The organism is Vibrio sp. 10N.261.46.A3, from assembly GCF_041472995.1.
Taxonomy (GTDB): Bacteria; Pseudomonadota; Gammaproteobacteria; order Enterobacterales; family Vibrionaceae; genus Vibrio; species Vibrio coralliirubri.
Map to the genome: position 1 here is coordinate 38,554 of NZ_JBFRRH010000059.1, position 25,337 is coordinate 63,890.

General features: G+C 43.2%; 18 protein-coding genes. 9 read left to right on the forward strand and 9 right to left on the reverse strand.

The features are described 5' to 3' along the window. Window positions 1–155 precede the first annotated feature (155 nt). Window positions 156–1,016 (reverse strand): oligogalacturonate-specific porin KdgM family protein, encoded by an 861-nt coding sequence (locus tag AB4484_RS14440; RefSeq protein WP_004733526.1) that lies wholly within the window; start codon window positions 1,014–1,016, stop codon window positions 156–158. Between the two features lie 538 nt (window positions 1,017–1,554). Between AB4484_RS14440 and AB4484_RS14445 the strand changes: the two genes are divergently transcribed. Further along, complete coding sequence (locus AB4484_RS14445) at window positions 1,555–2,592, forward strand: polysaccharide lyase family 7 protein (protein WP_372078828.1); 1,038 nt, start codon at window positions 1,555–1,557, stop codon at window positions 2,590–2,592. A 236-nt stretch (window positions 2,593–2,828) separates the two neighbouring features. Here the strand turns inward: AB4484_RS14445 and AB4484_RS14450 are convergent, their stop codons facing one another. From AB4484_RS14450 to AB4484_RS14460, 3 genes are all read right to left on the reverse strand, one after another. Then, window positions 2,829–4,196, reverse strand: a complete 1,368-nt coding sequence (locus AB4484_RS14450; RefSeq protein WP_372078829.1) for an MATE family efflux transporter — start codon at window positions 4,194–4,196, stop codon at window positions 2,829–2,831. Window positions 4,197–4,341: 145 nt separating this feature from the next. Then, window positions 4,342–5,064 carry a FadR/GntR family transcriptional regulator gene (locus tag AB4484_RS14455; RefSeq protein WP_048607048.1) on the reverse strand — a complete coding sequence of 241 codons (723 nt, stop codon included), beginning with the start codon at window positions 5,062–5,064 and terminating at the stop codon, window positions 4,342–4,344. 174 nt (window positions 5,065–5,238) lie between these two features. Beyond that, complete coding sequence (locus AB4484_RS14460) at window positions 5,239–6,015, reverse strand: SDR family NAD(P)-dependent oxidoreductase (RefSeq protein ID WP_372078832.1); 777 nt, start codon at window positions 6,013–6,015, stop codon at window positions 5,239–5,241. Between the two features lie 342 nt (window positions 6,016–6,357). Here AB4484_RS14460 and AB4484_RS14465 point away from each other — a divergent pair, with 342 nt between their 5' ends. The 3 genes from AB4484_RS14465 (at window position 6,358) to AB4484_RS14475 (ending at window position 9,966) form a co-directional block, all read left to right on the forward strand. Beyond that, window positions 6,358–7,077, forward strand: a complete 720-nt coding sequence (locus AB4484_RS14465; RefSeq protein WP_048607044.1) for a FadR/GntR family transcriptional regulator — start codon at window positions 6,358–6,360, stop codon at window positions 7,075–7,077. Window positions 7,078–7,360: 283 nt separating this feature from the next. Continuing rightward, on the forward strand, window positions 7,361–9,223 hold the full coding sequence (locus tag AB4484_RS14470; RefSeq protein WP_372078834.1) for a DUF294 nucleotidyltransferase-like domain-containing protein: 1,863 nt from the start codon (window positions 7,361–7,363) through the stop codon (window positions 9,221–9,223). Next, window positions 9,223–9,966, forward strand: coding sequence for a 3'-5' exonuclease (locus AB4484_RS14475; protein WP_372078836.1), 744 nt, complete (start codon window positions 9,223–9,225; stop codon window positions 9,964–9,966). Before AB4484_RS14470 ends, AB4484_RS14475 begins: the two co-directional genes overlap by 1 nt. 139 nt (window positions 9,967–10,105) lie before the next feature. Here AB4484_RS14475 and AB4484_RS14480 read toward each other — a convergent pair whose 3' ends face one another. From AB4484_RS14480 to AB4484_RS14490, 3 genes are all read right to left on the reverse strand, one after another. Next, entirely contained in the window at window positions 10,106–10,855 is a 750-nt protein-coding gene (locus AB4484_RS14480) for an oligogalacturonate-specific porin KdgM family protein (RefSeq protein ID WP_048616477.1), read from the reverse strand. Between the two features lie 842 nt (window positions 10,856–11,697). Next, a complete protein-coding gene (locus AB4484_RS14485; protein WP_372078838.1) occupies window positions 11,698–13,251 on the reverse strand; it encodes a methyl-accepting chemotaxis protein in 1,554 nt (517 codons plus the stop codon). A 429-nt stretch (window positions 13,252–13,680) separates the two neighbouring features. Beyond that, window positions 13,681–14,292, reverse strand: coding sequence for a toxin-antitoxin system YwqK family antitoxin (locus AB4484_RS14490; protein ID WP_372078840.1), 612 nt, complete (start codon window positions 14,290–14,292; stop codon window positions 13,681–13,683). A 508-nt stretch (window positions 14,293–14,800) separates the two neighbouring features. Here AB4484_RS14490 and AB4484_RS14495 point away from each other — a divergent pair. Together AB4484_RS14495 and AB4484_RS14500 are read left to right on the forward strand one after the other, a co-directional pair. Continuing rightward, complete coding sequence (locus tag AB4484_RS14495) at window positions 14,801–16,573, forward strand: sodium:solute symporter family transporter (RefSeq protein WP_032555190.1); 1,773 nt, start codon at window positions 14,801–14,803, stop codon at window positions 16,571–16,573. Window positions 16,574–16,658: 85 nt separating this feature from the next. Beyond that, window positions 16,659–18,275 (forward strand): polysaccharide lyase 6 family protein, encoded by a 1,617-nt coding sequence (locus tag AB4484_RS14500; RefSeq protein WP_372078842.1) that lies wholly within the window; start codon window positions 16,659–16,661, stop codon window positions 18,273–18,275. Between the two features lie 168 nt (window positions 18,276–18,443). Here the strand turns inward: AB4484_RS14500 and AB4484_RS14505 are convergent, their stop codons facing one another. After that, window positions 18,444–18,941, reverse strand: coding sequence for a peptide-methionine (S)-S-oxide reductase (locus tag AB4484_RS14505; protein WP_372078844.1), 498 nt, complete (start codon window positions 18,939–18,941; stop codon window positions 18,444–18,446). A gap of 239 nt (window positions 18,942–19,180) precedes the next feature. Here AB4484_RS14505 and AB4484_RS14510 point away from each other — a divergent pair, with 239 nt between their 5' ends. From AB4484_RS14510 to tnaA, 3 genes are all read left to right on the forward strand, one after another. Then, window positions 19,181–20,293 (forward strand): YcjF family protein, encoded by a 1,113-nt coding sequence (locus AB4484_RS14510; protein WP_372078846.1) that lies wholly within the window; start codon window positions 19,181–19,183, stop codon window positions 20,291–20,293. Next, window positions 20,280–21,968, forward strand: coding sequence for a GTPase family protein (locus AB4484_RS14515; protein WP_372078848.1), 1,689 nt, complete (start codon window positions 20,280–20,282; stop codon window positions 21,966–21,968). The genes AB4484_RS14510 and AB4484_RS14515 overlap by 14 nt, the downstream gene beginning before the upstream one ends. 761 nt (window positions 21,969–22,729) lie before the next feature. After that, entirely contained in the window at window positions 22,730–24,202 is a 1,473-nt protein-coding gene (tnaA, locus tag AB4484_RS14520) for a tryptophanase (RefSeq protein ID WP_372078850.1), read from the forward strand. 118 nt (window positions 24,203–24,320) lie between these two features. On the opposite strand, the gene AB4484_RS14525 is transcribed toward tnaA, so the two are convergent. Next, window positions 24,321–25,205 carry a LysR family transcriptional regulator gene (locus AB4484_RS14525; RefSeq protein ID WP_050650652.1) on the reverse strand — a complete coding sequence of 295 codons (885 nt, stop codon included), beginning with the start codon at window positions 25,203–25,205 and terminating at the stop codon, window positions 24,321–24,323. Between the last annotated feature and the right edge of the window lie 132 nt (window positions 25,206–25,337).

Genomic DNA, 25,337 nt, shown 5'->3' on the forward strand with positions numbered 1-25,337 from the left:
TCACATAAGAAATAGATAATAAATAGTCGTTAAATATTTATTAGGATGAAGCTAATTCTGATTAGAACATCCTATTATTTAAAATAAAGTAATTAAAATATGCCCAAATAAATTACAAGAGGAGAGGGCTATTTTATATTCTGACTATTTTATTATTAGAATGAGTAAGCAATACCAACACGGTATTTAGCTTCACGATCTTTTGAAGATGAACTGATATCAGAAGACCAGATTTCAGCAAAAGGTTTCCAAGAACCGAACTTGTAGTTTACTTTTAAGCCAGCATCCCATTCCCAGTCATCACTATTATAAAGAAGTACGTTATCCAAAGATTTTACATAGTTTGCTTCGTAAGAAAGGCCAAGCTTAGGTAGAGATTCAATTTTGTAAGAACCCGTCAGTGTAACTTTAGACTTTTGAGCTGATTCTAAACGTTCGCCAGTTTCAGAATCTTTGTCACCAAATTGTGTGTGGTTACGGAAGTCAGCATATTCATGACGGTAACGAATAGCAGTTGTTAAACCCATGTCTGCTTTATAGCCAACGCGAAACTGAGGTTTAAACGTAACCTTTTTCATCTTCCAGTCGCCATCGTTAGCATTAGGCTCATCCCAATCCCAAGCAATAGGCATACCCATTTGTAGATACCAATTATTGTCTATTTTGTATGTCGCAGTGTTATCGATCTCCATACCATAGATGTACCAATTGCCATCGTAAAAACTCTGGCTGTTTGCTGATTTAACAGAACCTGAATCTTCATCATAGTAAGAGTCATCACCGTGGAACTTAAGTTCTAGACCAGTAGAGTGCTTCCACTTGTCTGACAGCTTAAAGCTTTCACCTAGCTTAACTCGGTGTTGATGGCGAGCGTCTACGTGAGCCGTATCACCATTAGTCTTTGTATAATCCGTCGCAGCACGATACTCGTAACGATAATCAAGAGATGCACCAGCAGCTGTGCCCGCTAAAAGAGTACATGCAACAGCTGCAGCAATTTTTGTAACAGAATTCATACCTTTGTCTCACTATTATTTTTTTATTTTGGATACATCCAATGTACCCCTGACTCACAAACCAATACCTTACATGGTATTAAATTAATGTATGACAAATATGGTATTTATTCCTAGGGTAGATTTCTGTGAGATCTATCAAAAGTTCCGACTAATGGCCTATTTATATAGCTAAATGTTATGAATATCTCAATTTAAGGCTTACCAATCAAATCAATCATGACTCAGTTCTCATATTAACAAACCTTGTAAGCTCAGTTGGTTGTATGTGTTAAAATAATACAAATATAAGAATATTCCCACGCTTTCATATCGATGTTCTAGTTGTTGTGGTTTAAACATAACGGGGCATGTTGAGGGATATAGATATAAACCACCGTCAAATGTTTAGTAAACGTTAAAAGATGGCGAAATGTAAATTCTATTTATTGGTTGGTTTATTTAAGTCGAAGAGAAAATATTTAGTACTAATTCGTGTTCAAAAGTAGTTTCTGTGCTGAGAGTGTACTCAGTATCTGTTAACAATAAAGGATGAGTCATGTTTAAGAAAAACATATTAGCAGTGGCGTTATTAGCGACTGTGCCAATGGTTACTTTCGCAAATAACGGTGTTTCTTACCCCGTACCTGCCGATAAATTCGATATGCATAATTGGAAAATAACCATACCTTCAGATATTAATGAAGATGGTCGCGTTGATGAAATCGAAGGGGTCGCTATGATGAGCTACTCACATAGTGATTTCTTCCATCTTGATAAAGACGGCAACCTTGTATTTGAAGTGCAGAACCAAGCGATTACGACGAAAAACTCGAAAAACGCGCGTTCTGAGTTACGCCAGATGCCACGTGGTGCTGACTTCTCTATCGATACTGCTGACAAAGGTAATCAATGGGCATTGTCGAGTCACCCAGCGGCTAGTGAATACAGTGCTGTTGGCGGAACATTAGAAGCGACATTAAAAGTTAATCACGTCTCAGTTAACGCTAAGTTCCCAGAAAAATACCCAGCTCATTCTGTTGTTGTTGGTCAGATTCACGCTAAAAAACATAATGAGCTAATCAAAGCTGGAACTGGTTACGGGCATGGTAATGAACCACTAAAGATCTTCTATAAGAAGTTTCCTGACCAAGAAATGGGTTCAGTATTTTGGAACTATGAGCGTAACCTAGAGAAAAAAGATCCTAACCGTGCCGACATCGCTTACCCTGTTTGGGGTAACACTTGGGAAAACGCAGCGGAACCGGGTGAAGCAGGCATTGCTCTTGGTGAAGAGTTTAGCTACAAAGTGGAAGTGAAAGGCACCATGATGTACCTAACGTTTGAAACAGAACGTCACGATACGGTTAAGTATGAAATCGATCTGAGCAAGGGTATTGATGAGCTTGATTCACCAACGGGTTATGCTGAAGATGATTTCTATTACAAAGCGGGCGCATACGGCCAATGTAGTGTGAGCGATTCTCACCCTGTATGGGGGCCAGGTTGTGGCGGTACTGGCGATTTCGCTGTCGATAAAAAGAATGGCGACTACAACAGTGTGACTTTCTCGGCACTTAAGTTGAACGGCAAATAGTATATAGCTAGTAGTCTAGCTAGACACAGTCCTTAAGGAATGTTTTCGAAGACCACTTAACCGAATGTTGAGTGGTCTTTTTGTTTTCTATGAGATTTAAGATGAGCCGGGTATCAGCGAGAGTACAATGAAGCTTACCAATGAACGGTACAGCTGAAACATTACAACCTTGTCAAAAGACAAGGTTGTAATCAGAAAGCGTAGAAAGATTTTAGGACGGCAACTCGATATCGAGTTTAGTCATACATCAACTCTTTAGCTTTGTCGGCATCAAACTCCTTTAGAGACTTTCGAGCTAAGTGACGGAATGGGAAAGCTTTAACGACTTCTTCGAATGGTTGGATAGCAAAGGCCCAAAAGATAGAGCCATCGAAACCAAAGATGATCAATGCACACAATGGAATTGAAATTACCCATTGACCAGTAAAGTTGATTTTGAAGACTGCGGTCGTTTTTCCTAGTGCTCTTAGTACATTCCCATGAACCGTGTTGTAGCCACGAACAATTGGCAAGAAAATGTAGAGTGGGGCGATAACGGCCAATGCTTGATAGGTAGACTCATCCAAGTTCGGGTAAATGTCACCAATGACCAGACTTAATCCTGCGAACAAGAGTGCACAAACGAAAGAAATGACGACTGCAATATCGATACTGGTATCGACGTTTTTGACTAGGTCATCCATCTTTTTGGAGCCAATCGCTTGGCTGATAGTAATCGCGGAAGAGTGAGCCCAAGCGGTAATAAATTGAGAGACAGCCCTGATCCAAGGCATCACCAAAGTAATCGCTACGTAAGCGTTGATGTTAAGTTGCGAATACAACAATTGATATATCGTTGCGCCAATCAAAAGCATGGTCACGTTCGCTGCTACGGGGAATATTTCGATAAAGTGACGGCGAACGTTAGTAAAGAATTCAGATCGCTGAGCATCTAATTTGAGTGAAATCGCTGAGCTTAAATACACGCACAAAACCAGATACAACAAGCGGATCGTTATTGCAATGATGCTGCCTAATGCAGCGCCTTGTACACCAATGCCTTCAAAATTCGAGAAGCCATGAATCAGCACATACGAGAGTACAGCATTGATAGGCAGTTCAATTAAGTAACCTTTGAATGGGACTTTAGTTCTGCCTAGTGCATTAAATAAAGCAATGATCACTTGCGTCAGTGCTGTGAAAATGACGATGTATTTCGAGATATCTAGATAGCGGCTGATTTCTAAGTGAAGGGAAGCGTCGTCTGTTAATGCTTGAATCAAGGGTTGTTCGAAAAAAGTAAGTAGAAGCCAAAACAGTGTTGCTACGCCAAGGTTGATAAATAACCCTGCCCAAAATGCTTTAGATAATGACGCGGCGATGCCAGAGCCCACTGCGCGGCTTAATACTAACTGAGTACCGTTTGCCAACGCCATTTGAATTCCCAGTACAAAGGCAACGATAGTCGTCGCAATCCCCATTGCAGCTAAAGGGATTTCACCAAGAGGAGATACAAGCAGTGTGTCGATCATCAACATCGACTGCATTAAGATACCGTTTAAGGCGAGGGGCCAGGCGAGAGAGAAATTTTTCCTTACGTACGATTGTGAAGACACAAACAACACCTTATGTGTATAACCGTAAGCTTTCTCTGAGGTGACGGAGTAGAGCGTTTAAAGAAAACACTACGGTATTTGATGGTTAAAAAATGGGTGCTAAAACAAGACTGACTTGTGTCTTTGAAACACAAGTCAGTTTGGTTAATCTCAGTTATGCGATGGCTAATTCAACCCTAGAGAGTTTTTGGTTCTCATCGTCTAGCAGGACTTGAGAAGCAATTCGAGCTTGCTTGGCATCGCCTGACATTATCGAGTCGTAAATCGCTTTGTGTTCTTCTAAACAGAAGCGACCGCCTTCAGCGGAGTGGTCGATAAACTGCTTGAAGATAGTCGACAGAATATTGGCGAATGGAATGTAAAACTGATTACCTGTCGATAAGAAAATCGTTTGGTGAAACAGGTGATCGTTGGTCGTCCACTCTTCATAATCGAAGTTATTTGCCGCGATAGTCATCTTCTGGAAAAGAATCGAAAGCTCTTTGCGTTGCTCAACGGTTGCATTAGTTGCAGCGAGTGCACACGCTTCCGGGTCAATCGCTTTTCTTAAGCCTAAAAATTGAGACAAGAAGGGTTTGGTATCTTCTAAATCTTGGATCCAGTACAGCAATTGCGGGTCCAAGAAGTGCCACTGTGTTCTCGGCTTGATACGAGTGCCCACTTTTGGCTTCGACTCGATTAAACCTTTTGCCGAAAGTAGCTTGGTTGATTCTCGAAGGGCAGTTCTGCTCACTCCAAAGATATCGCACAGCTCCATTTCGCTGGGTAACTTTTGATTTTCTTCTAACTCGCCTGACAAGATCTTGCGAGCAATTTGTCTCGCCACTTGAACATGAATTCGGCGGCTTGAATCTTCCACCAATGTAAATATTGACATTTAAACCACCTGAAATTGAAACTTTGAAAACACTAAAAGCCAGACGAATCTGGCGTTTAGTGTCAGTGTATACGTCGAATTTAGTGTGAGGTTTTCCCTCATCTACTCGGGTCTGTTGACCTTATATAGTGTGGCGAACTTAAATCGCTGAGCGAGCTTATATAAATCAGCTAACTAGGGCGTTATTTGTCCGCCATTAACATCTAGGATTTGACCTGTGATGTAACCGCTGCAAGCGTGCGATGCAAAGAAAGCAAATGAAGGAGCAACTTCATCAATATTGCCAAAGCGTCCCATTGGAATGTTGTTAGCAATGGTCGCTTTCAAATTGTCGCTTTTACCATCGTGAAATGCGGTGTCGATAGTGCCCGGTGAAACAATGTTGAAACGGATATTGTCTTGCGCGAACTCTTTCACCCAATTACGGTGAATGTCGTGTAACCAAGCTTTAGATGCGGCATAGATGCCTGCACCAACACCGCCGCCTTCGCGAGCGGCAATAGATCCTGTGCTAATCACACAAGATGTTTGCCCGGACTCAGCAGCAGAGGCGCGTAAGTGCGGGATAGAGAACTTAGTTGTCATCAGCGCAGAGCGAACATTAAGGTTCATTACGCGCTCATAAAACTCATCATCGATATTTTCTAGATTGGCGCGACCACCAAGGCCACCGGCGTTGTTAATCAACACGTCCATGCCACCAAAATGATCAGTAAACTCTTTGACTAACCTTTCGCACTCTAATGTGTCCATTAGGTTTGCAGGGAAAAAAGCAACATCGCCACCCAATGCGGTAAGTTCAGATAGAACGTCATCGACTTTTGGGCTGAAAGCACGACTATTGATGCCGATTTTTGCGCCGTATTTTGCAAAGACACGTGCGGTAGCTAAACCCATACCGGTAGTAGAGCCAGTAATTAGAATGCGTTTGCCTTTTAAATCGTTAAACATCAGAGCCGCCTATATTGTAGATTATTTACACCAATAAATCATACAATAACACTTGCTATATTCAAGGGTGTTCATCTAAAAACGGGTTATTACCGACATAAATAGTGAGAGTAAGGGTGGTTTTGTGAGTTCACGCATACATTGAAATTGTAAATGAGAACTATTTGTATGAATTAATGGGTTGAATTGGTTTTATAAACCTAAAGATGAGCAGGTTTGTGAAATATTGCTCCAGCCTTTATTGGTAGTGACCTCACGTTATTCTGATGCTGTGTTGGTGAAGATATAAATCAGTGCTATAGTCCGGGTTAAATAATACATATCTAATAAGTAAGTAGACACATGGCTGGCTCTTTCAATTCTATTTCAGGCTCTAAGCGAAGCCTTCATGTGCAAGTTGCACGTGAAATCGCTCGTGGTATTTTGTCGGGCAATTTGCCTCAAGGTTCTATTATCCCTGGTGAAATGGCTCTGTGTGAGCAATTTGGTATCAGTAGAACAGCATTAAGAGAAGCGGTTAAGCTTCTGACTTCAAAAGGTCTATTAGAATCTCGTCCTAAGATTGGTACTCGCGTTGTTAACCGCGCGTTCTGGAACTTCTTAGATCCACAATTGATCGAATGGATGGACGGTTTGGCCGATACAGACCAATTCTGTCATCAGTTTTTGGGTTTACGCCGCGCGATTGAACCAGAAGCGTGTGCTTTAGCTGCTCAGTTCGCGAGTGCAGAACAACGCATTGAGCTGTCTGGTATTTTCCAACAAATGGTAGAAATCTCTAGCGAAGAAACGCTTGATCAAGAGCGTTGGCTAGATATTGATATGAAATTCCATAGCCTGATCTTCAATGCAACAGGTAACGACTTCTACCTACCGTTCGGTAATATTTTGACGACCATGTTTGTTAACTTTATTTCTCACTCTTCTGAAGAGGGAAGTACTTGTATTAACGAACACCGCCAGATTTATGAAGCAATCATGGCAGGTAATAGTGACAAAGCACGCCACGCGTCAGCAAGTCACCTGTTAGAAACAAACCATAGATTACCAGCCGCTAGTTAATTGTTTTCACTGTTATTTTAGCTTTGATCGTTTTGCATTATCGACGAGAGGTCATTCTCGTAAAACTAGGGTAGTCAAAGTTAAAATTACGGTTGTTCAAAAGCTAATTTCAGCAGTGACCTCTAAAAAGCACGTTTGATACGTGCTTTTTTTGCATCCAAATTTGATGAAAACCTGACTGGTGTCCAATATTTAATCTATTATTTGCTGTTTCGTTAAAAGCACTAGTAACCAGTATTTTAAGTTATATAATAATACTAATTAAATTATTGTGAGTGTGATTATGCCCCAGTCTCTACTGCCAAATATTCTTCAATTCATAGGTCAAATCGACCCATTCGATAAGATCCCTAAAGAAGCACTTCGCGAACTTGCCTCTAACGTTCAAATTACTTATCTCGGTAAGGGAGATGTGGTCGATTTGTGTGAGTCGGGGAAGGAAAAATCGCTCTATATCATTCGAACGGGCTCTATGGAGCAACGAAAATCGGATGGTGTGCTTCGTGCCCGTCTAGGCAGTGAAGATTTGTTTGGCTTTACGTTCTTAGATTCTGAAGTCAACGACGAAAAAGGCTATAGAGCTGTCGCAATCGAAAACACCTTACTTTATGTGATTCCACACTCGGCACTTCAAACGCTTTTCAAAGCCTTTCCAAGTTGCGCAGAACACTTTGCTTCACAGGCGCAGGTTCGCTTGAAGTCAGCACTGGATGTGGTCTGGTCGAATAAAGAGAAAGGCCTGTTTATTCGTAAAGTCGAAGAAGTGGCAAGCGGGCAGGTGGCGATTGTTAAGTCTGAGCAAACCATCCAGTCGGTTGCGGTTGAAATGCTTCATCAACGCTCACCGTGTGCCGTGATCTATGAAGGTGAAACCATTGTTGGTTTGATCACCGACCGAGACATGACTAAGCGAGTGATCGCCCACGGCGTGAGTACTGATAGCCTGATCTCAGAGGTCATGACACACTCTCCACTTACGGTAAAATCGGATGATTTAGTGCTGCATGCGGCGTCAATCATGATGCAATTCAATATCCGTAACTTGCCCGTTGTGAAAGAGAATAAGGTTGTAGGTCTTCTTACTACATCTCATTTGGTTCAAAACCACCGTGTTCAAGCGATATTCTTGATCGAGAAAATCAAATACGCAGGCAGCGTGAAAACCATGTCTTCGTTCACCTCAGAGCGCCAAGCTATTTTTGAAGCGCTGGTGGAAGGTAAAGTAGCGCCTGAAACCGTCGGCAAGGTAATGACCATGATTATGGATGCCTACACCCGCCGATTGATTCAAATAGCGATTGATAAGTTAGGCCCACCACCGTGTGATTTCTCTTGGATCGTAGCCGGATCGCACGCGCGTAATGAAGTGCACATGCTATCAGACCAAGACAGTGCGATTGTACTAGCTGACGATGCAACAGACAGTGACCGTATTTACTTCAAACACTTAGCGATGATGGTGACCAATGGGCTAGCAAGCTGCCACTACCCATTATGTCCAGGTAAATTCATGGCCGCGACGCCAAAATGGTGTCAGCCACTCAGTGTTTGGAAGCACTACTACAAGAAGTGGGTGGCTAACCCAGAGTATGAACGCTTGCTTAACATCAGTGTGTTCCTAGAAATTCGTACTATCTACGGCAATAGTGAGTTCGAAGGCATTCTTCGCGATGAGCTGCATAGCAATATTCGCGGTAACCGTGAGTTTTTAAGCACGCTAGTGAAAGACGCGGTCAATACTAATCCACCACTTGGCATCTTTAATAGCTTAGTGCTAGAGAAGTCAGGTGAGAATAAGAAAACGTTGAACGTGAAGAAGTACGCGATCAACTTGATTATCGACTTAGCGCGTATTTATGGACTCGCTGTAGAGTGCGATTTGTCGGCGACTGACGAACGTTTCGCTGCTGCCAATGAAAAAGGCATGCTGAGCGACGACGCATTCAAGAACATTCTGGGCGCTTACCAGTTCATTCTCTCTTTCCGATTTGGTCATCAACTTGAAGCACTGAAGAACGGGGATGTGCCTGACAACAACATCAACCCAGATAGCTTTGGTAGCTTTGAGCGTAAACACTTGAAAGATGCCTTTAGGATCATTGCTGACCTTCAAGAAGCGGCGAAAATTCGTTTCGGAGCACGTTAATGAAGCTATGTTCAACAAATAAATGTTTAAAACGAATGCTAAACTATTTTCACCCGCTTGAGCGAATCAAACGTAAACGTAAGCAATATCTTGGAACGGTTAAGTTGCCAGAGGCGTTACATGATCTCGTAGAGCAGCCATGCCCTGAAATGACGGACTTGGCCAAAGACAGCGAATACATCATTTTAGATCTTGAAACCACAGGCTTAGACAGCGAGCAAGACCTTATCTTATCTATGGGGTGGGTCGATGTGGTTAAAGGGAGAATCGATTTAGCGTCAGCCAAGCATATTTATCTGAATAACGATTCGCAGATCAACGCTGAAACCGCTGTTATTAACCATATTACGCCGCAAATGTTGGAAGAGGGCGCGTCTATTCATGATGCGATGCTGACGTTTTTCGAAGCAGCGAAAGGCAAGATCATTGTCGCTCACGCTTGTGTGGTCGAAGAGAAGTTCATTAGCCAATACCTTCTTCGCTGCTACGGCTTAAGAACGATTCCTCTGCTTTGGCTTGATACCTTGTGTATCGAGAAAAACATGGAGAAAGCGATCAGCAATCATGAAGAAGTCGATTTAACTCTGGCAGGGACGCGAGCAAGGTACGGGCTTCCTGAGTACAACAGCCACAATGCATTAGCCGACGCCGTTTCGACAGCAGAATTGTTTTTGGCTCAGCAGAAGCGAGTCGTGCCTAACGATGATGTGACCGTTGCCTTTCTCTATCGGATCAGTCACTAGGAAAAAGAGCTGCAAGTACGCGGCTCTAATTTTACTGAACCGATTTGAAAGGAAAAAAAGCCAGCGATTAAGCTGGCTTTTGTTTAGGTCTTAGAAAATTAGGACAGTAATTATCTTAGATTATTCATATAGCTATCGATTAGAAGCTGTAAGTTAGACCAACACGGCTACGTAGCTCACGAGTCGCTTTAGTTGATGAAGTGCTCACATCACCAAACTCTACGTATGGTGCCCACTGACCCATGATATGGCGAATACTTGCGTTCAACTCGTAGTTGGTATCGTCGTTGTCGTAGATGTCATATCCATCCGCTTTGTAGTAGTTACCTTCTAGACCAAAGCGCCAGTTTTCCATTGAGTAGTTAACGTTTGCCGTTAGACGGTGACGACGTTGATTCGAAACGTTTTTATCAACCGTAATTGGTACACCGTCACTATCAACAATAACATCACCATTGTCATCGAATTGATACTCTGAGCTGCTAGTGTTCTGTCTCATATCGTAACGGTAACGAGCACTTAGGCTTAGACCATCAACGCTATCCACTTTGTATGTTGCACGAACTTGAGGCTTGTATGTAACGCCAGATTCACGACCTTCAATTGGCATACCGTAAGTCATTGTCCAGTTATCGTTAAGTACGTGACGGTAATTTAGACCAAGCTCCCAACCATTGTTCTTCAGATCTTCCATGAATTTACCGTCTTCTCCCTTGAATTTCGCTTCGATATCTACAAGGAAGTTGCCAATGCTATCGCCAAGTTTTACACGAGTAGCGTGTTGATCTGTATGACTCTTGTATTCGTGTCTCATATCGAAAGACGCAGCAGATACAGAGCCAGCAGCGAGTACAGATGCCACAGCAATCACGATTTTAGTTTTATTCATGGTATTAGTTCCATATTTATAGGTTGAGTATTGGCCATAATTACAAGCCAAATAGAGTAGTTCTTGTCTTCAATGCATTTTGTTTTTGAAATTATTTCTTGGTTATTTCAAATTTGTTTTGCATTTAAATAATACAAATATGCTAACGATTTGAAGGCGTATGATCTGTGAATTGGATCGTGTTGTAGGGATAAAACTACTATTTACAAAGGGTTACAAAGTCAATGTGTATCGTTAAGTTTATGATTTTTAGTGGTTTATTCGTCTTTTGATAATGATTTTTAAGGGTTTTGTTCGTCAATAAATGTGCGCTACAGCAAAAAATTGAACCTTTAGATATCATTTTTATTTGTAATACATTATTATTTACTAACTTTCTGTAGCAACACATAACTTTGCTGTGTTGATTGCATGAACTGACTGTGTAAAGCCGAATAAGTAAGAGTGGTTTTGAAGCTAAATGGATTAAATCCACCGCTTTAAGAACATGAGGCATTTACTTGAGGTGATTTAAAGCTCAATTAGAGAAGGTTTGAAATATAGTAGGCAAGGCTGTGACATAGCCTGCTATATAAGTACGAACTTGATAGGAATGAACAGGGTTCGAATAGTTACCCGTTGTTCTCATCGGTGACAAAGAAGAAATCGTTGAAGTGCTTGCGAAAGCATTTTGATTATTGCTCCCAACTATTCTAATTATAACTTCTGCTTTCGTTTAGAAAGGTAGGAGATGGTAGTCGAAGATCTGCCCTTGCGCTCATGTTGATACAGGCAACATGAGCGTTTTTTTATCTGAAATTTGAGTTTGAGGCTTAATAAGCGTGTAAACCGCGGTGTAAGAGCTAGGCTTTTAGGTTGATGACAGCACGCTCAAGTGAGTCTGTTTGCTCTACGACTGAAGTTGCAGAAGCTGCGTTTTTTGAAGCACTTTTCACATTGGTCATTGTTAGTTGTTTGATGGCATCAACGTTTTCGATGATCTCTGATGTGACCTCACTTTGCTCCTTCATGGCATTGGATACCTCTAAACTGTTATTTAGAATGGTTTCCATATCTGCGATAACCGATGTGATTCTAGAATGTGCCTTCTCACAAGAGTCGACACTGGTATTCCCTTTCTCACAACAATTTTGAATCGTGTTAACCACCATTTGGGTTTGGTCTTGAACCCCTTGAATAATGGTTGAGATCTCTTCGGTTGAAAGTTGTGTTCTGCCTGCCAAGGTTCTTACCTCATCCGCAACAACCGCAAAACCACGACCTTGTTCTCCAGCGCGCGCTGCTTCAATGGCGGCATTTAAAGCGAGTAGGTTGGTTTGTTCAGCAATGTCTTTAATCACCTCTAGCACGGTATTGATCTTCTCGGAATGAACAGAAAGACGATTCACTTCTTCACTCGCGCTCACGAGATCGGTTGAAAGGGTATTGATTGTGTCTCTGGTGAAGGCTACATCGTTCAGGCCATCATTCGCGGTGGCGAAACTGGTTTGTGCATTTGATGACGCGTTTTCACTATTGGTAGCCACATTTTGGATATTGCTGCCCATCTGGTTTATCGCGGTCGCAATATTCTCTGTTTGTTGTTGCTGCTTATTCAACGCGCCTTCCACTTCGATACCGTCGTGTTGCAACTGGTTGGAAATGTTGCCCAGCTCCTGAATCGACCCCTGCACTTGACCAACAAGTTGACGAATGTCTTCTAGTACGGTGTTAAACGACTTGGCAATCTCAGCAATTTCATCTGAGCCGCTGTCTTCCGCTGTGACGGTAAAGTCACGTTGTTGGGAGACGAGCAACATGGTTGCGTTCAATGAGGCTATCTTCTTTGCGACACGAGATGAGATCCCAAAGGATAAGGCCATTAGCAATACCGTGACGGCAATTACTGAGCTCACAATAAACGTAGTAATGGTTTGTTGAATCGATTCGACCTGTTGTTCTAAACGGACTTCAACGCCAGTGAATATAGAGATGATATCTTCAAACAGCATTTTCATTTCTGACTTCAGTTCACTGACCTTTTCTGGGTTGCGGTCTATCGCATCGACCATCAAGGAAAAATCTTTGTTGTATTGCTTCACTTCTCGATTGAGCTTATCTAGCTCAGGCACCGCTATGTTTGACTCTTCAAGTAAAACAGAGAAGCTATTCATCAACTGTTGGAAGTGTGAATACTCTTTGGCGAATTCAGGCTTGAGGGTTTTGTCGTGACTGATCAAAAACTCTAGTTCTGTTCGATTCAGTTGAAGCATAGAAACTTCAAGCGACTTCACCTTGATCAGGGTTTTCTCTAGTTTGATCAGCTTTAGATTGGCGATTTCAGTAAATGAAACGACAACCAATAAAGAGACAATGGATAAACAAGCAAGGCTAAAAAGGGAGGTTTTAATTTTCATAGGCGGGCACCAAAGCAAAACAATATGACTCAATAACGTATTTTGGAATCTCGTTTCCTTATTTGCGTGATAAGTCGCTTACGAGCGGATAACTGAGATCTGACTCGCAACGGAAACGTTTGCTTACAGTATTTTATGGATAGGTTATGCGCAAGTTAAATATTTATTATTTTCAATGACTATTGATGATTGTTTTATCACTAGATGGGGTGCTGTAAATAACAGTGAAAGGAGAAAGGTAAAGTTGGAAGAAAGTGATGGGGGAAGTGGTAGTGAAAAGAGCAAGTCAAAAAGCCACGAACATTCACGCTTAGTCGCATGAATGTTCGTTTCTCTTCTCTTGTCGCTTAGTTTCAGACGCATAGCTGCTGAGTTTAACAGCAGGCGTTTAGCTATATCAAAGAGCTCTATGAGAGCAGTTCTTGAGGCTTAGCTTTCTGTAGGCATCCACACCTGTTTAGAGGTGACTTTGTGGTCTATAAAGGTCAGTTCTTCAACCTTGTCACCGTTAGTATTCCAGCGAGTAAGTTTTCCGTTCGCGACTTCACCTTCATCAAACTTCGCTTGGCTGGCCTTGTTACCGTTCGGGTAGTAGTCCGTTACCAATCCATCTTTTTGTCCGTCGCTGTATTCAGCTGTCAGGCGTTGTTCCCCGTTGGGATACCAGCGAGAGGCGGTGCCTGATAGTTCATTGTCTTTATAATTGAGTTCTGCTTTTTTCTGTCCGTTTGGATACCAGGTTTCAGCTTTGCCTTGCAGTTCACCTTTTACGTAATTCACTTTAGAAGCGACTTGGCCATTCGGATACCAGTTAGTTTCTAGCCCAAGTTCTAAGCCATCGGCAAACTGAGCTTGGGTCGCGACTTGGCCGTTATCGAACTTCTCTTCAAATTGACCAGTGAAGGGTTTTGAATGGTTTACTTGGTAAGCCACGCCTTTACGCATCTGTAAGTAGTCAACAGCATCTTCACGTGGTGTTGCTGCATAGCTCATAGAAGATACCGTACTAAGAGCAATTAAGATTGGAACGTATTTCTTCATAATGACACCTTTTTATTGGACGGGGAAAGTGTAACGGGTGTGTTAAAAGCATTTCACTTCCGTGTATCCCTGTCAGTATCTAATAGTGGTTTTCAAGTTTTCATTATTGGCTGCCTAATATAGGGAACTTTTAAAATCAAATTCTCAATCTTATTTGTACTACAAATGTGTTGGTTTGATTCATTTTTATAAATTATATCTAACGATATTTTTGCTGATCTTCTTTAAGCTTTGATCGTCACGAATAATAGTTTTTAACGATGAATCTTCGATTTTTAGAGACTTTGTTCATGTTTTCGGGGTTTTGGTCGAAATTTAGTGCGGATAACTGCACTGACTTGAGGAATTGCGCTCCTAGGTGGTGCAACTTTGAACTCGATCACTTGTATGATTAATTGAGTGTCAGACTGTAAGATCACTGTCACGCATTTGGATTATTGTAGTACAAATACACTTGCCATCTATCTATAGTGACCTCAACAAAAAAACATAAATAAAAGGTCTAACGATGGAACTCAATACCCTGATAGTTGGCATCTACTTCCTATTCTTAATTGCGATAGGGTGGATGTTTCGAACGTTTACAAGTACGACAAGTGATTACTTCCGTGGGGGAGGTAATATGCTGTGGTGGATGGTAGGTGCAACCGCATTTATGACCCAGTTCAGTGCTTGGACATTTACTGGTGCAGCAGGTAAAGCCTTTACCGATGGCTTTGCCGTAGCGATTATCTTCATCGCGAACGCATTCGGTTACCTAATGAACTACCTTTACTTCGCTCCGAAGTTCCGCCAACTGCGCGTCGTGACGGTAATTGAAGCGATTCGTATGCGTTTTGGTAAGGTGAATGAGCAAGTATTTACTTGGTCTGGCATGCCAAACAGCGTTATCTCTGCTGGTATCTGGTTGAACGGCCTTGCGATCATCGCATCAGGTATCTTCGGCTTTGATATGACAACGACGATTGTCCTAACGGGTCTGGTTGTACTGGTGATGTCAGTAACGGGCGGCTCTTGGGCGGTAATCGCATCTGACTTTATGCAGATGGTTATCATCATGGCGGTAACGGTGACGTGTGCTGTAGTTGCGATTTACCACGGTGGCGGCGTTACGCAGATCGTTAACGACTTCCCAACAGATTCATTCATCACGGGTGACAACCTTAACTACATGAGCATCTTCAGCATCTGGGCTGTGTTCATCTTCTTAAAGCAGTTCAGCATTACCAACAACATGCTTAACTCTTACCGTTACCTTGCTGCAAAAGATTCAAACAACGCACGTAAAGCAGCACTGCTTGCTTGTGTACTAATGACGCTTGGTCCAATCATCTGGTTCATGCCTTCTTGGTTCATGGCTGGTCAAGGTGTTGATTTAGCAGCTGCTTACCCAGAAGCTGGCAGCAAAGCCGCTGACTTCGCTTACCTTTACTTCGTTCAAGAATACATGCCTGCAGGTATGGTTGGCCTTCTGATTGCCGCTATGTTCGCAGCAACAATGTCTTCAATGGACTCAGGTCTAAACCGTAACTCAGGTATCTTCGTTAAGAACTTCTATGAGCCGATTCTTCGTCCTAAAGCGACAGAGAAAGAGCTAATGGTTGTTTCTAAACTAACGTCTACTTTCTTCGGCATCGCGATCATCTTGGTTGCTCTGTTCATCAACTCTCTTAAAGGTCTGAGCCTTTTCGACACCATGATGTACGTGGGCGCATTGATCGGCTTCCCAATGACGATTCCAGCATTCTGTGGCTTCTTCATCCGTAAAACACCGGATTGGGCAGGTTGGGGCACGCTAGTTGTAGGTGGTGTGGTTTCTTACTTCGTTGGTTTCGTTATCACTGCGGACATGATTCAAAACTGGTTCGGTCTAAATGAACTAACAGGTCGTGAGTGGGCTGACCTGAAAGTGGCTATCGGCCTTATCGGTCACATCGTATTTACTGCTGGCTTCTTCGTACTTTCAACACTGTTCTACAAGCCTCTTGCTGAGCACCGTGAGAAAGACGTAGACAAGTTCTTCAACAACCTTGCGACACCACTAGTTGCTGAAAGTAATGAACAGAAGAAACTGGATAACAAGCAACGTCGTATGTTGGGTTCACTTATCGCGGTAGCGGGTGTGGGCGTAATGACTATGTTCGTACTGCCAAACCCAATGTGGGGACGCATGGTATTCGTTCTGTGTGGCTTGATTGTGTTCTCTGTTGGTCTGTTACTTGTTAAAGCAGTCGATGACAAAGTCGAGCAACAAGACGAAGTGACTCCAGCCGAAGGCTAATCTAATTCGCATCCTAAATAACATCACGGCCACCTGAACGGGTGGTCGTCATTTTTATAATCCAATATTTAACGTGAGATGTACGATGAACAAAAAACTATTATCGGTAAGCATTATTAGCGCGTTCACGCTCGCTTTTGCAACTGGCTGTACAACACAAGAAAAAACAGCACCTGTAGTCAGTATCGCTGAACAAGCTGCGCCAGCTATTAGCGAAATCGACCGTAGTTACCTATTGAGCAGTGACCGCTTAACTGAGGTAGATGGCGACACTTTAGCCGTTGCTTCAGAAGAACAAGTGGCTGCGCTTAAAGCACAATTTGAAAACCTAAAAGATGGCGACGAACTGGTGATCCCTGCCGGTAAATACGCGAACTTAGGTCAAGTGACTATTACGGCGAATGACATCACTATCAAAGCTGAGCAAGCAGGTTCTGCGTGGATCACTGATTTGATCCAGTTCGAATTGAAAGGTGATGACATCACGCTTGATGGCCTAGTGTTTACCGAAGGTGGCCCTAACGAGCGTTTTGGCGCAGTACGTATGATGGGTAATGGCAACACGCTTCAAAACTCAACATTCTACTACTTCAACCACGATTACACGTACGAGCCAGACGAGCGTCGTTCTGAGTATCCAAAGTACCTTTGGGTATCTCTATGGGGTAAAGATGGCAAAGTCATCAACAACCGTTTCGAAGGTAAGCAAAAACGCGGCACTTTGATTGGTGTACAAAAAGATGACACAGCTGACAACCACCTGATCGCAAATAACATCTTCATGGATCAAAAGCCTAACCAGTTCAACGAATTCGACATCAAAGAAGCGATTCGTTACAACGGCAACAGCTGGGAAGCGATCCGTATTGGTGATTCTAAATCTTCACAGTGGGATTCAAGTTCTAAGTTCGTGAACAACCTAATGATCGATATGGATGGCGAGCGTGAGCTTATCTCGATTAAGTCGGGCGACAACACGATCTCAGGCAATACGATTTTCCAAAGCACGGCGCTTATTTCACTGCGCCATGGTAAAGGCAACACGGTTGAGAACAACATGATTCTTGGTAATGGAAAGCGTCTAACGGGCGGCGTCCGTATCTACGATGAAGACCATGTGATCCGCAATAACTACATTGCAAACACTCGAGGCCGCGATGGCTTGATTGAAGGCAACGCTGACCTACGTGGCGGCATTGTTATCAACACAGGCATCATCGACGTAGCGAATGGTGAGCAGTTAGATCAATCGGTGAAAGGCAAAGAGCTGAACAAGCAGTGGACACCGAAAAACATCACCATCGAGAACAACTCTCTAGTCGATACTGAGTGGGGCATTGTTTACGGCAACCAAAGCCACCGTGTAAGTTTGTTTGACAACGCAGAAGTGGAAGGCATTTATGCGGGCGTTGATGTGGCGTTTAAACACAACGTGGTTGATAACTCGCAGTCACTTGAGTTTGTAAGTGTACGTGCAACGCAAGACTTCCCATTAGTTGGCGCAACCTACACAGACGAAACTTACGTAGGTCAAGTTACGGATTCTGAACTGATCGAAAGCTACTCGGTAGAACTACCAAAAGTCGTTGTAGAAAATGGCATGAACGCTTATCAAGGTGAAGGCGCAGACGTGTCTAAACTTGCGGTCGTGACGGCTGAAACTGCGGGTCCAGACTACGTACTTGAGAATACGACTAAGTAAGTTATTAGTTAATGGCTAATGGCTAATGGCTAAAGGCTTAATGGCTTGAGCTATCAAATCAATTCACGATAGCTGTCCTGACCATTTACACTTAAAAAGCCTCAACGGATAATGTCTGTTGAGGCTTTATCGATCTTAGGTCGTGACCATCTCAATCTTACGTCGTGACTATTGTGATTTATACTTATGCAGCAGATCCCAAGGGATATGGCATAAGTGGTGATCTTCAGGGAAGTGACTTAAGTGGTGCTGGTGGATGTCGTCGCTGGCAACATAATTGGTCAATGGCAACACCTCAACAGCGATACGGTCGGCATCATCTCTAGAAGAAATATAGTGCTTGGCTTCGGTTAAGTGTTCTGCGTTAGTGCTGTAAACGCCTGTGCGGTATTTCTCTCCGGCATCGACACCTTGTTTATTCACGCTGTAAGGGTCGATAATCTCAAACAAGTGTTCCATCAAAATCGTGACTGACGTGATGCTTGGATCAAATTCAATTTGTACGCACTCTGCGTAGCCATCGTAATCGCTTTGAGCCGTCTTGTTTTCTGTTGGCTGGGCGCTTCCATTGGCACGACCTGCTTCTGTGCTGATAACACCAGGAACGTACTTAATAAATTCTTGTACACCCCACAAGCAACCGCCAGCTAAATAAATTTGTTCCATACTTCTCTTTGAGATCTCTGTGTTTGTTGATGTTCGTTAGGTACGCGAATCAATATGATGATACCCGCACGTATAAAAAAGCGTCTATAAAAATGAGCGCGCAAATAAAAACAAGCGTTTAGGCATTGTAAACCTGTGCGACTGAACAAACATAAGTTTAATATGATTTGTGATTATATAAGTCAGTATTGCTTTGTCATCAACTCGAATCTCAACATCAAGTGAGCGTTACTCTAAACATGTTTGATCAAATAAAAGACTTCATTAATCCGAGCAAGAACCCAGACTTGACTCAGGCCCATGAATATCAGCGCAAGCATCTGCCGACCTTGTGGCTGTTGGGAAAAACGGGTGCGGGTAAGTCATCGTTTATTCAAGCGGTCACGGGCGATTCCTCTGTTGAGGTGGGTAACGGTTTTGCACCATGTACCATGACGGCAATGTCGTATGCGTTTCCTCAAGACAAACCGGTCATGCGATTTCTCGATACCCGAGGTTTGGGTGAGGCCGATTACGATCCGGCAGACGATCTTAAAGAGATCGGTCAAGCGGGCAATGCGCTCGTCGTGGTGATGAAAGCCGATGAGCCTGAACAATCCGCTGTGCTTGCCGCCCTGCAACAGATTAAGAAGCAAAAGAAGATTAAGCACTTACTGTTGGTTCATACCGCTGTGTTGTCTTCCAATGAAGGCGACCGTGCAAGGCAAATTCAATTCAACACCAATCAAATAGAAAAGGTGTGGGGAAAGGGATTTGAATCGGTCGCAGTGGATTTCGAAACGGATCACGAGAGCAACAACAGTGGCGCAATCTACAATTATGAAGCCTTGATTGAACAGCTGACCAATATGCTTCCTGTTATCGGAATGATGGTCGTCGACAAAGAGCATTCCACCCAAGAAGAAGCCAACTTTGACCAAGTAGAAAACGAAGTGCTTTGGTATGCAGGAAGTGCAGCGGCCAGTGATTTGATTCCAGGTGTTGGTTTGGTGTCTGTACCTGCAATTCAAGCGAAGATGCTCCACAGTTTGGCGAACCAATATGGGGTTGAATGGAACAAGAGAGTCTTTAGCGAGCTGATAGGCACTTTGGGAAGCAGCTTTGCAGTGCAATACGGAATGAAACTGGGCACTCGACAGTTGATAAAGCTGATTCCAGTTTATGGTCAAACGGTAGGCGCGGTGGCTGCAGCGGCAATGAGTTTCGGCACCTCTTATGGTTTAGGTCGCGCTGCGTGTTTTTACTTCTATCATAAGAACAAAGGTGAAGAAGTGTCTGAACAAGAGATGCAGAAGATCTACAAAGAATCCCTGAAAAAAGGAAAGGCGGCGTCGGGTTATGAAGAAAATTAGAAACCTATTTCGATTACTGGCGGTGCTATCGAGCGGCCGCTGGGGCATTGCCCTGATTTCGGCCATCTTCCCAAGCATTATCATGATGGGCTTTGGTGTGTTCTTGGCGGTGAAATACGGTTATCTACTCGAAATGTCGATTGCCATTGCCGTGAGTACCTTGGTGTTCACCATTCCCCTGTTTATTTCTAGTCGTTCTTCACGTGACTCTTCAAGCCGCTCTTCAAGTACGGAGCCCTTCTCAAACAAAGAGAGTAACGACCTTGGTGAGGATGTTTCTGAGTCTGAATCACAACATAACAAAGCTGACATCAACGATGCATTGGTTAAGGCTTCGGCTGATTGGTCTCAAAAAGAACTGTCGATTTGGAATGATTCAAAACACCATGTACGCCAACAATTAATGGTCGACATAGAGTGGGGTAACCTAGACCAAACCGGTTTAGACGTACTTGAATTCGTTGCGAAAAAGTTTGATAAGAAATCGCTCGATTTTTCGATTCCTGAAGGACTAAAGCTGTTCGAAGAGGTAAGCCGACGCTATAAACTGGTAGTGCGAGAGCATATACCCGGCATTGAGTATCTCAAGGTTTCTTACATCAAAGCGGGCTACGAAGCCTATGACAAATATGGCGAGCTAGGGCAGAAGATCGTTAAGGCCGCTATTTGGGGTAATCACCTTAAAAACCTCTATTTGAACCCACTTAAAGTGATTTCTGATTTGGGTCGAGAACAAGCGACCGCATCGATGACAAGAGGTGTGGTTGATGACATGCAATACGCCGCTAAACAAGCCTTGTTAGATGAAGTCGCTGCGGTGGCGATTGACCTCTATAGCGGACGTTTCAGCATTGAAGATGAAGCACTGAAAGCGTCTGATGTTTCTGAACTCGATGAACAACGCTTTGCTCCAGAGTTAGAGCCCGTGCGAATCGTGCTGGTGGGGCAAACCAGTTCTGGTAAATCTTCACTTATTAATGCACTCAAGCAAGAGTTGGTTGCAGAAGTGGATGTGCTGCCATCAACCGACACTTCAACGGTGTACAACGCGTTTGTCGACGACAATGATGTTCGCGTGGTTGATCTTCAAGGGCTTGATGGCAACCCAAAAACCGAAGCCTTAATGCTGAAAGAGATGACCCAAGCCGATGTGGTGCTATGGGTGCTTAAAGCCAATCAGTCTGCACGTGATTTGGATAAGCAATTGAAAGATAGATTTGATGCTTTTTATGACGATCCTAAGAACATCTCACGCAAGAAACCGATTGTGGTGTCGGTTGTGAATCAGGTAGACCGATTAAAGCCTGTAGACGATTGGCAGCCGCCGTATGACTTAGAGAATCCAACATCGACCAAAGCGAAGATCATTGCTCAAGCGCTCGAATACAATCATATATTGTTGCAAACCGATATCGTGTTACCGCTGGCGATTGCGCCAGAAAAGGTACAGTTTGGTTTAGATACTTTAAGGCAGACGTTGATTGAGCGTATCGCTGACGCAAATAACGTTCAGAGAAACCGCCAACGTTTAGAAGCCATGAAAAGAGGGACGTCGGTTAAAGGCCAACTGAATAAAGCAGTCAAAGTGGGTAAGAAGGTGGCACCCAGCGCATTGAAAGCGGCGACACCAAAACTGGCTGAAATAGCCATCAAGCAAGCCGTTAAGAAGAAGTAAGTCATTCACTGCGAATACGGTTCTGGTGAGGTTTAAGTCCCATCAGAACTTATCTTTTCTAGATCGGCGAGTTTTAGAGCTTGGCTTTATTAGATGATGGCTTTTTTAGAAAACAGCCATCTTCGTTCATTATTAGAGAGGTATTGAGTTTAAAAGAGATTCGATATTATTAAGGTTCTCGCTGAACTAGTTTAATAGTATATAAACAGCTGTGATTCACAGTTTATATAGCACGCTATCGTATTTAATTACCATTCTAAATATTGATCACATTTATACTTTTCGAAGCTTTATTTATAAAACAATTGCACTATATTTAAATTTCGGATCATCTTGATTTCAACGTAGGGATATATTGTGAACATGTATCTGAAATGGCAATCAACAACTTGGCTAACCTTGTTAGCTTGGTATACCTTAGATCACCAGCTCTCGTTCCACCTTTCTTCAGAGTAGTACCCTCTAGGCGTCACGCGCCAGCAAAGCAGCGTGCTTTGTTTACCTATCAGCAGCTTTGATAACCGTTGAACGCATGAATGTCGCACTTATTATTTCGTGCAAGGTGTTCGTTGTTTTGTCGTTCTCGCTAATTATCTTAGCCTCTGTTTAGGTTTGATTAATAAGTCATTATTTAATTTGTTTATTTTCACTGTTAATTTTTCGAGTGTCTTTATACGAAACTATTAATTTAATGGTGAGGATTCGTGACATCTAAAGAAAATACATTTCGACCTGATCGGAATGTATTGAAAGGTATTATTATGGAAAACTTCAAACATCTACCAGAACCGTTTCGTATTCGCGTTGTAGAGCCAGTAAAAAGAACCACTCGTGCCTATCGTGAACAAGCCATTGTCGAAGCGGGCATGAACCCATTTTTGCTCGATAGTGACGATGTGTTTATCGACTTACTGACAGACAGCGGAACAGGATCTATTACTCAGCGCATGCAAGCCGCGATGTTAATGGGTGATGAAGCTTACAGTGGCAGCCGCAGTTATTACGCATTGTCGAATGCTGTTCAGGATATCTTCGGTTACGAGTTGACGATTCCAACACACCAAGGACGCGGTGCCGAGCAGATCTACATTCCGGTTCTTATTAAGAAGCGTGAAATGGAGAAAGGGCTCGACCGAAGCAAAATGGTCGCTCTGTCGAACTACTTTTTCGATACAACACAAGGTCACACCCAAGTGAATTGCTGTGTGGCCAAAAACGTTTATACCAAAGAAGCGTTTGATACCTCAGTGAACGCGGATTTCAAAGGCAACTTCGATGTGGTGAAGCTGGAAGAAGCGATCTTAGAAGCGGGCGCAGCCAATGTTCCTTACATCGTAAGTACCATTACCTGTAACTCTGCTGGTGGGCAGCCAGTGTCTATTGCCAACCTTAAAGCCGTGTATGAAATCGCACAGAAGTACGATATTCCTGTGATCATGGACTCGGCACGCTACGCTGAAAATGCCTACTTCATTCAACAACGTGAAGCGGGTTATCAGGATTGGACAATCGAACAGATCACGCGTGAGTCTTACAAATACGCGGATGGTTTAGCCATGTCTGCCAAGAAAGACGCCATGGTACAAATGGGCGGCTTGTTGTGCTTTAAAGACGACGCTTTCATGGATGTGTACACAGAGTGTCGAACCTTGTGTGTTGTGCAAGAGGGCTTCCCAACCTATGGTGGCTTAGAAGGTGGCGCGATGGAGCGTCTTGCGGTTGGCCTTTATGACGGCATGCGCCAAGATTGGTTAGAGTATCGTATTGGTCAGGTTCAGTACTTAGTCGATGGCTTAGAAGCGATAGGTATCGTGTGCCAACAAGCGGGTGGTCATGCTGCGTTTGTCGATGCGGGTAAACTGCTTCCACACATTCCATCAGGTCAGTTCCCAGCACATGCTTTGGCGTGTGAACTGTACAAAGTCGCGGGTATTAGGGCTGTTGAAATTGGTTCCTTACTGCAAGGTCGCGATCCTGCCACGGGAGAGCAACATCCATGCCCTGCAGAGTTATTGCGCCTTACTATTCCTCGCGCTACCTACACACAAACACACATGGACTTCATCATCGAAGCATTTGAAAAAGTGAAAGAGAATGCAGGACAAGTGAAAGGGCTTGACTTTACCTACGAGCCACCGGTGTTGAGACACTTTACCGCGCGCTTGAAAGAGGTAGAGACCGTTGAAAAACAGACAGAAAAAAAGAATGAACAAACGCTCGAAGAAGCATTTTAAAATAAAAACATAAGCGAATAGTCACTAGAAACATAATCAAAGGCTCCTTCGGGAGCCTTTTCTTTTTTGGATGGTAGGGGAGTTAGGCAGTTAAGCCTTCAACCCGTTAAAAGCTGAACTACGCTTGTTTGTTTTTCAGGGTAGATTTCAACATTTGGAATAACCACTGATTCAAAGGTGCGTCTTTTTGCGAGCGGCGACAGCTCATCACATAGCTCACATCTATGGTCAATTGTTCTGGCAAGTCCATACTGCGACAGCCTTCTGGCACGCTGCCACTGAGAGTGATACCAAAATAGTCGGATTTGAATATAACATCGTGAATCATCGCAGGGTGGTCGACTTCCACTCTTGGGTTTACGTGAAAACCGATATTTCTAAGACGCTCAAGGACCGGATATTTATTGTCATTCCATCCTGGTGTTTTAAATAGAGCGATTGGATAGTTGGCCAGTGATTCAAAGTCTTGCGCTGGATGATCGTCTCTCACGAAGAAAACCACTTTTCCTTCCCCGAACGCCTTTTGAGATATCGACTGTGGCAAGGTTTCATCAAAGTAGTGAACTGCAATGGACTCCTCACCGTCGATGAGCCTGTTCCTCGCGTTGCTTCCCCATCTAAGAAATGAATAGCGAGCATGCGGTGCAGCTTTAGTCAGAGCAAATAAGAGCTTCGAACCAAAGCGTTCCCAGAACAGAGTATTCGCGTAGATTTTGATATTGCCTTGGTAAGTCTCTGGCGAAAATACTTGATGCTTTATCGCTTCGATACTGCTGAGTATCTGCTCAAAATTTTCGATGTTGGTTTCAACAAAAGTCGTGGGTTCAAAACCGTTTTTGGTTTGAATGAACAGTGGATCGTCGAGCTGCAACTTTAACTTCGAGAGGTTCTTGCTGATCGCCCCAGAGGTTTTTCCAAGCGACTCTGCAACCAGCCCAACATTGCGAAGTTCATACATACGCTTGATAACGAGGATATTTTGAATATCTAGATTGATGTCCACATTTTCTCCAAATGATTCCTTTTATAGGCAGCAATCTCTGTGCGGTTGGCGTACAGAAATTATGTGACTCTAATATCATAGTGGCAGTGCAAAACGGATAAGACAGCACAGCGTCAGAACTTCGCTAATCCC

What these genes read in the sequence shown, in the direction of transcription:
- AB4484_RS14440 (WP_004733526.1), bottom strand. Translation starts at nt 1,016, where the DNA reads ATGAATTCTGTTACAAAAATTGCTGCAGCTGTTGCATGTACTCTTTTA.
- AB4484_RS14445 (WP_372078828.1), top strand. Translation starts at nt 1,555, where the DNA reads ATGTTTAAGAAAAACATATTAGCAGTGGCGTTATTAGCGACTGTGCCA.
- AB4484_RS14455 (WP_048607048.1), bottom strand. Translation starts at nt 5,064, where the DNA reads ATGTCAATATTTACATTGGTGGAAGATTCAAGCCGCCGAATTCATGTT.
- AB4484_RS14460 (WP_372078832.1), bottom strand. Translation starts at nt 6,015, where the DNA reads ATGTTTAACGATTTAAAAGGCAAACGCATTCTAATTACTGGCTCTACT.
- AB4484_RS14465 (WP_048607044.1), top strand. Translation starts at nt 6,358, where the DNA reads ATGGCTGGCTCTTTCAATTCTATTTCAGGCTCTAAGCGAAGCCTTCAT.
- AB4484_RS14470 (WP_372078834.1), top strand. Translation starts at nt 7,361, where the DNA reads ATGCCCCAGTCTCTACTGCCAAATATTCTTCAATTCATAGGTCAAATC.
- AB4484_RS14475 (WP_372078836.1), top strand. Translation starts at nt 9,223, where the DNA reads ATGAAGCTATGTTCAACAAATAAATGTTTAAAACGAATGCTAAACTAT.
- AB4484_RS14480 (WP_048616477.1), bottom strand. Translation starts at nt 10,855, where the DNA reads ATGAATAAAACTAAAATCGTGATTGCTGTGGCATCTGTACTCGCTGCT.
- AB4484_RS14485 (WP_372078838.1), bottom strand. Translation starts at nt 13,251, where the DNA reads ATGAAAATTAAAACCTCCCTTTTTAGCCTTGCTTGTTTATCCATTGTC.
- AB4484_RS14490 (WP_372078840.1), bottom strand. Translation starts at nt 14,292, where the DNA reads ATGAAGAAATACGTTCCAATCTTAATTGCTCTTAGTACGGTATCTTCT.
- AB4484_RS14495 (WP_032555190.1), top strand. Translation starts at nt 14,801, where the DNA reads ATGGAACTCAATACCCTGATAGTTGGCATCTACTTCCTATTCTTAATT.
- AB4484_RS14500 (WP_372078842.1), top strand. Translation starts at nt 16,659, where the DNA reads ATGAACAAAAAACTATTATCGGTAAGCATTATTAGCGCGTTCACGCTC.
- AB4484_RS14505 (WP_372078844.1), bottom strand. Translation starts at nt 18,941, where the DNA reads ATGGAACAAATTTATTTAGCTGGCGGTTGCTTGTGGGGTGTACAAGAA.
- AB4484_RS14510 (WP_372078846.1), top strand. Translation starts at nt 19,181, where the DNA reads ATGTTTGATCAAATAAAAGACTTCATTAATCCGAGCAAGAACCCAGAC.
- AB4484_RS14515 (WP_372078848.1), top strand. Translation starts at nt 20,280, where the DNA reads ATGAAGAAAATTAGAAACCTATTTCGATTACTGGCGGTGCTATCGAGC.
- tnaA (WP_372078850.1), top strand. Translation starts at nt 22,730, where the DNA reads ATGGAAAACTTCAAACATCTACCAGAACCGTTTCGTATTCGCGTTGTA.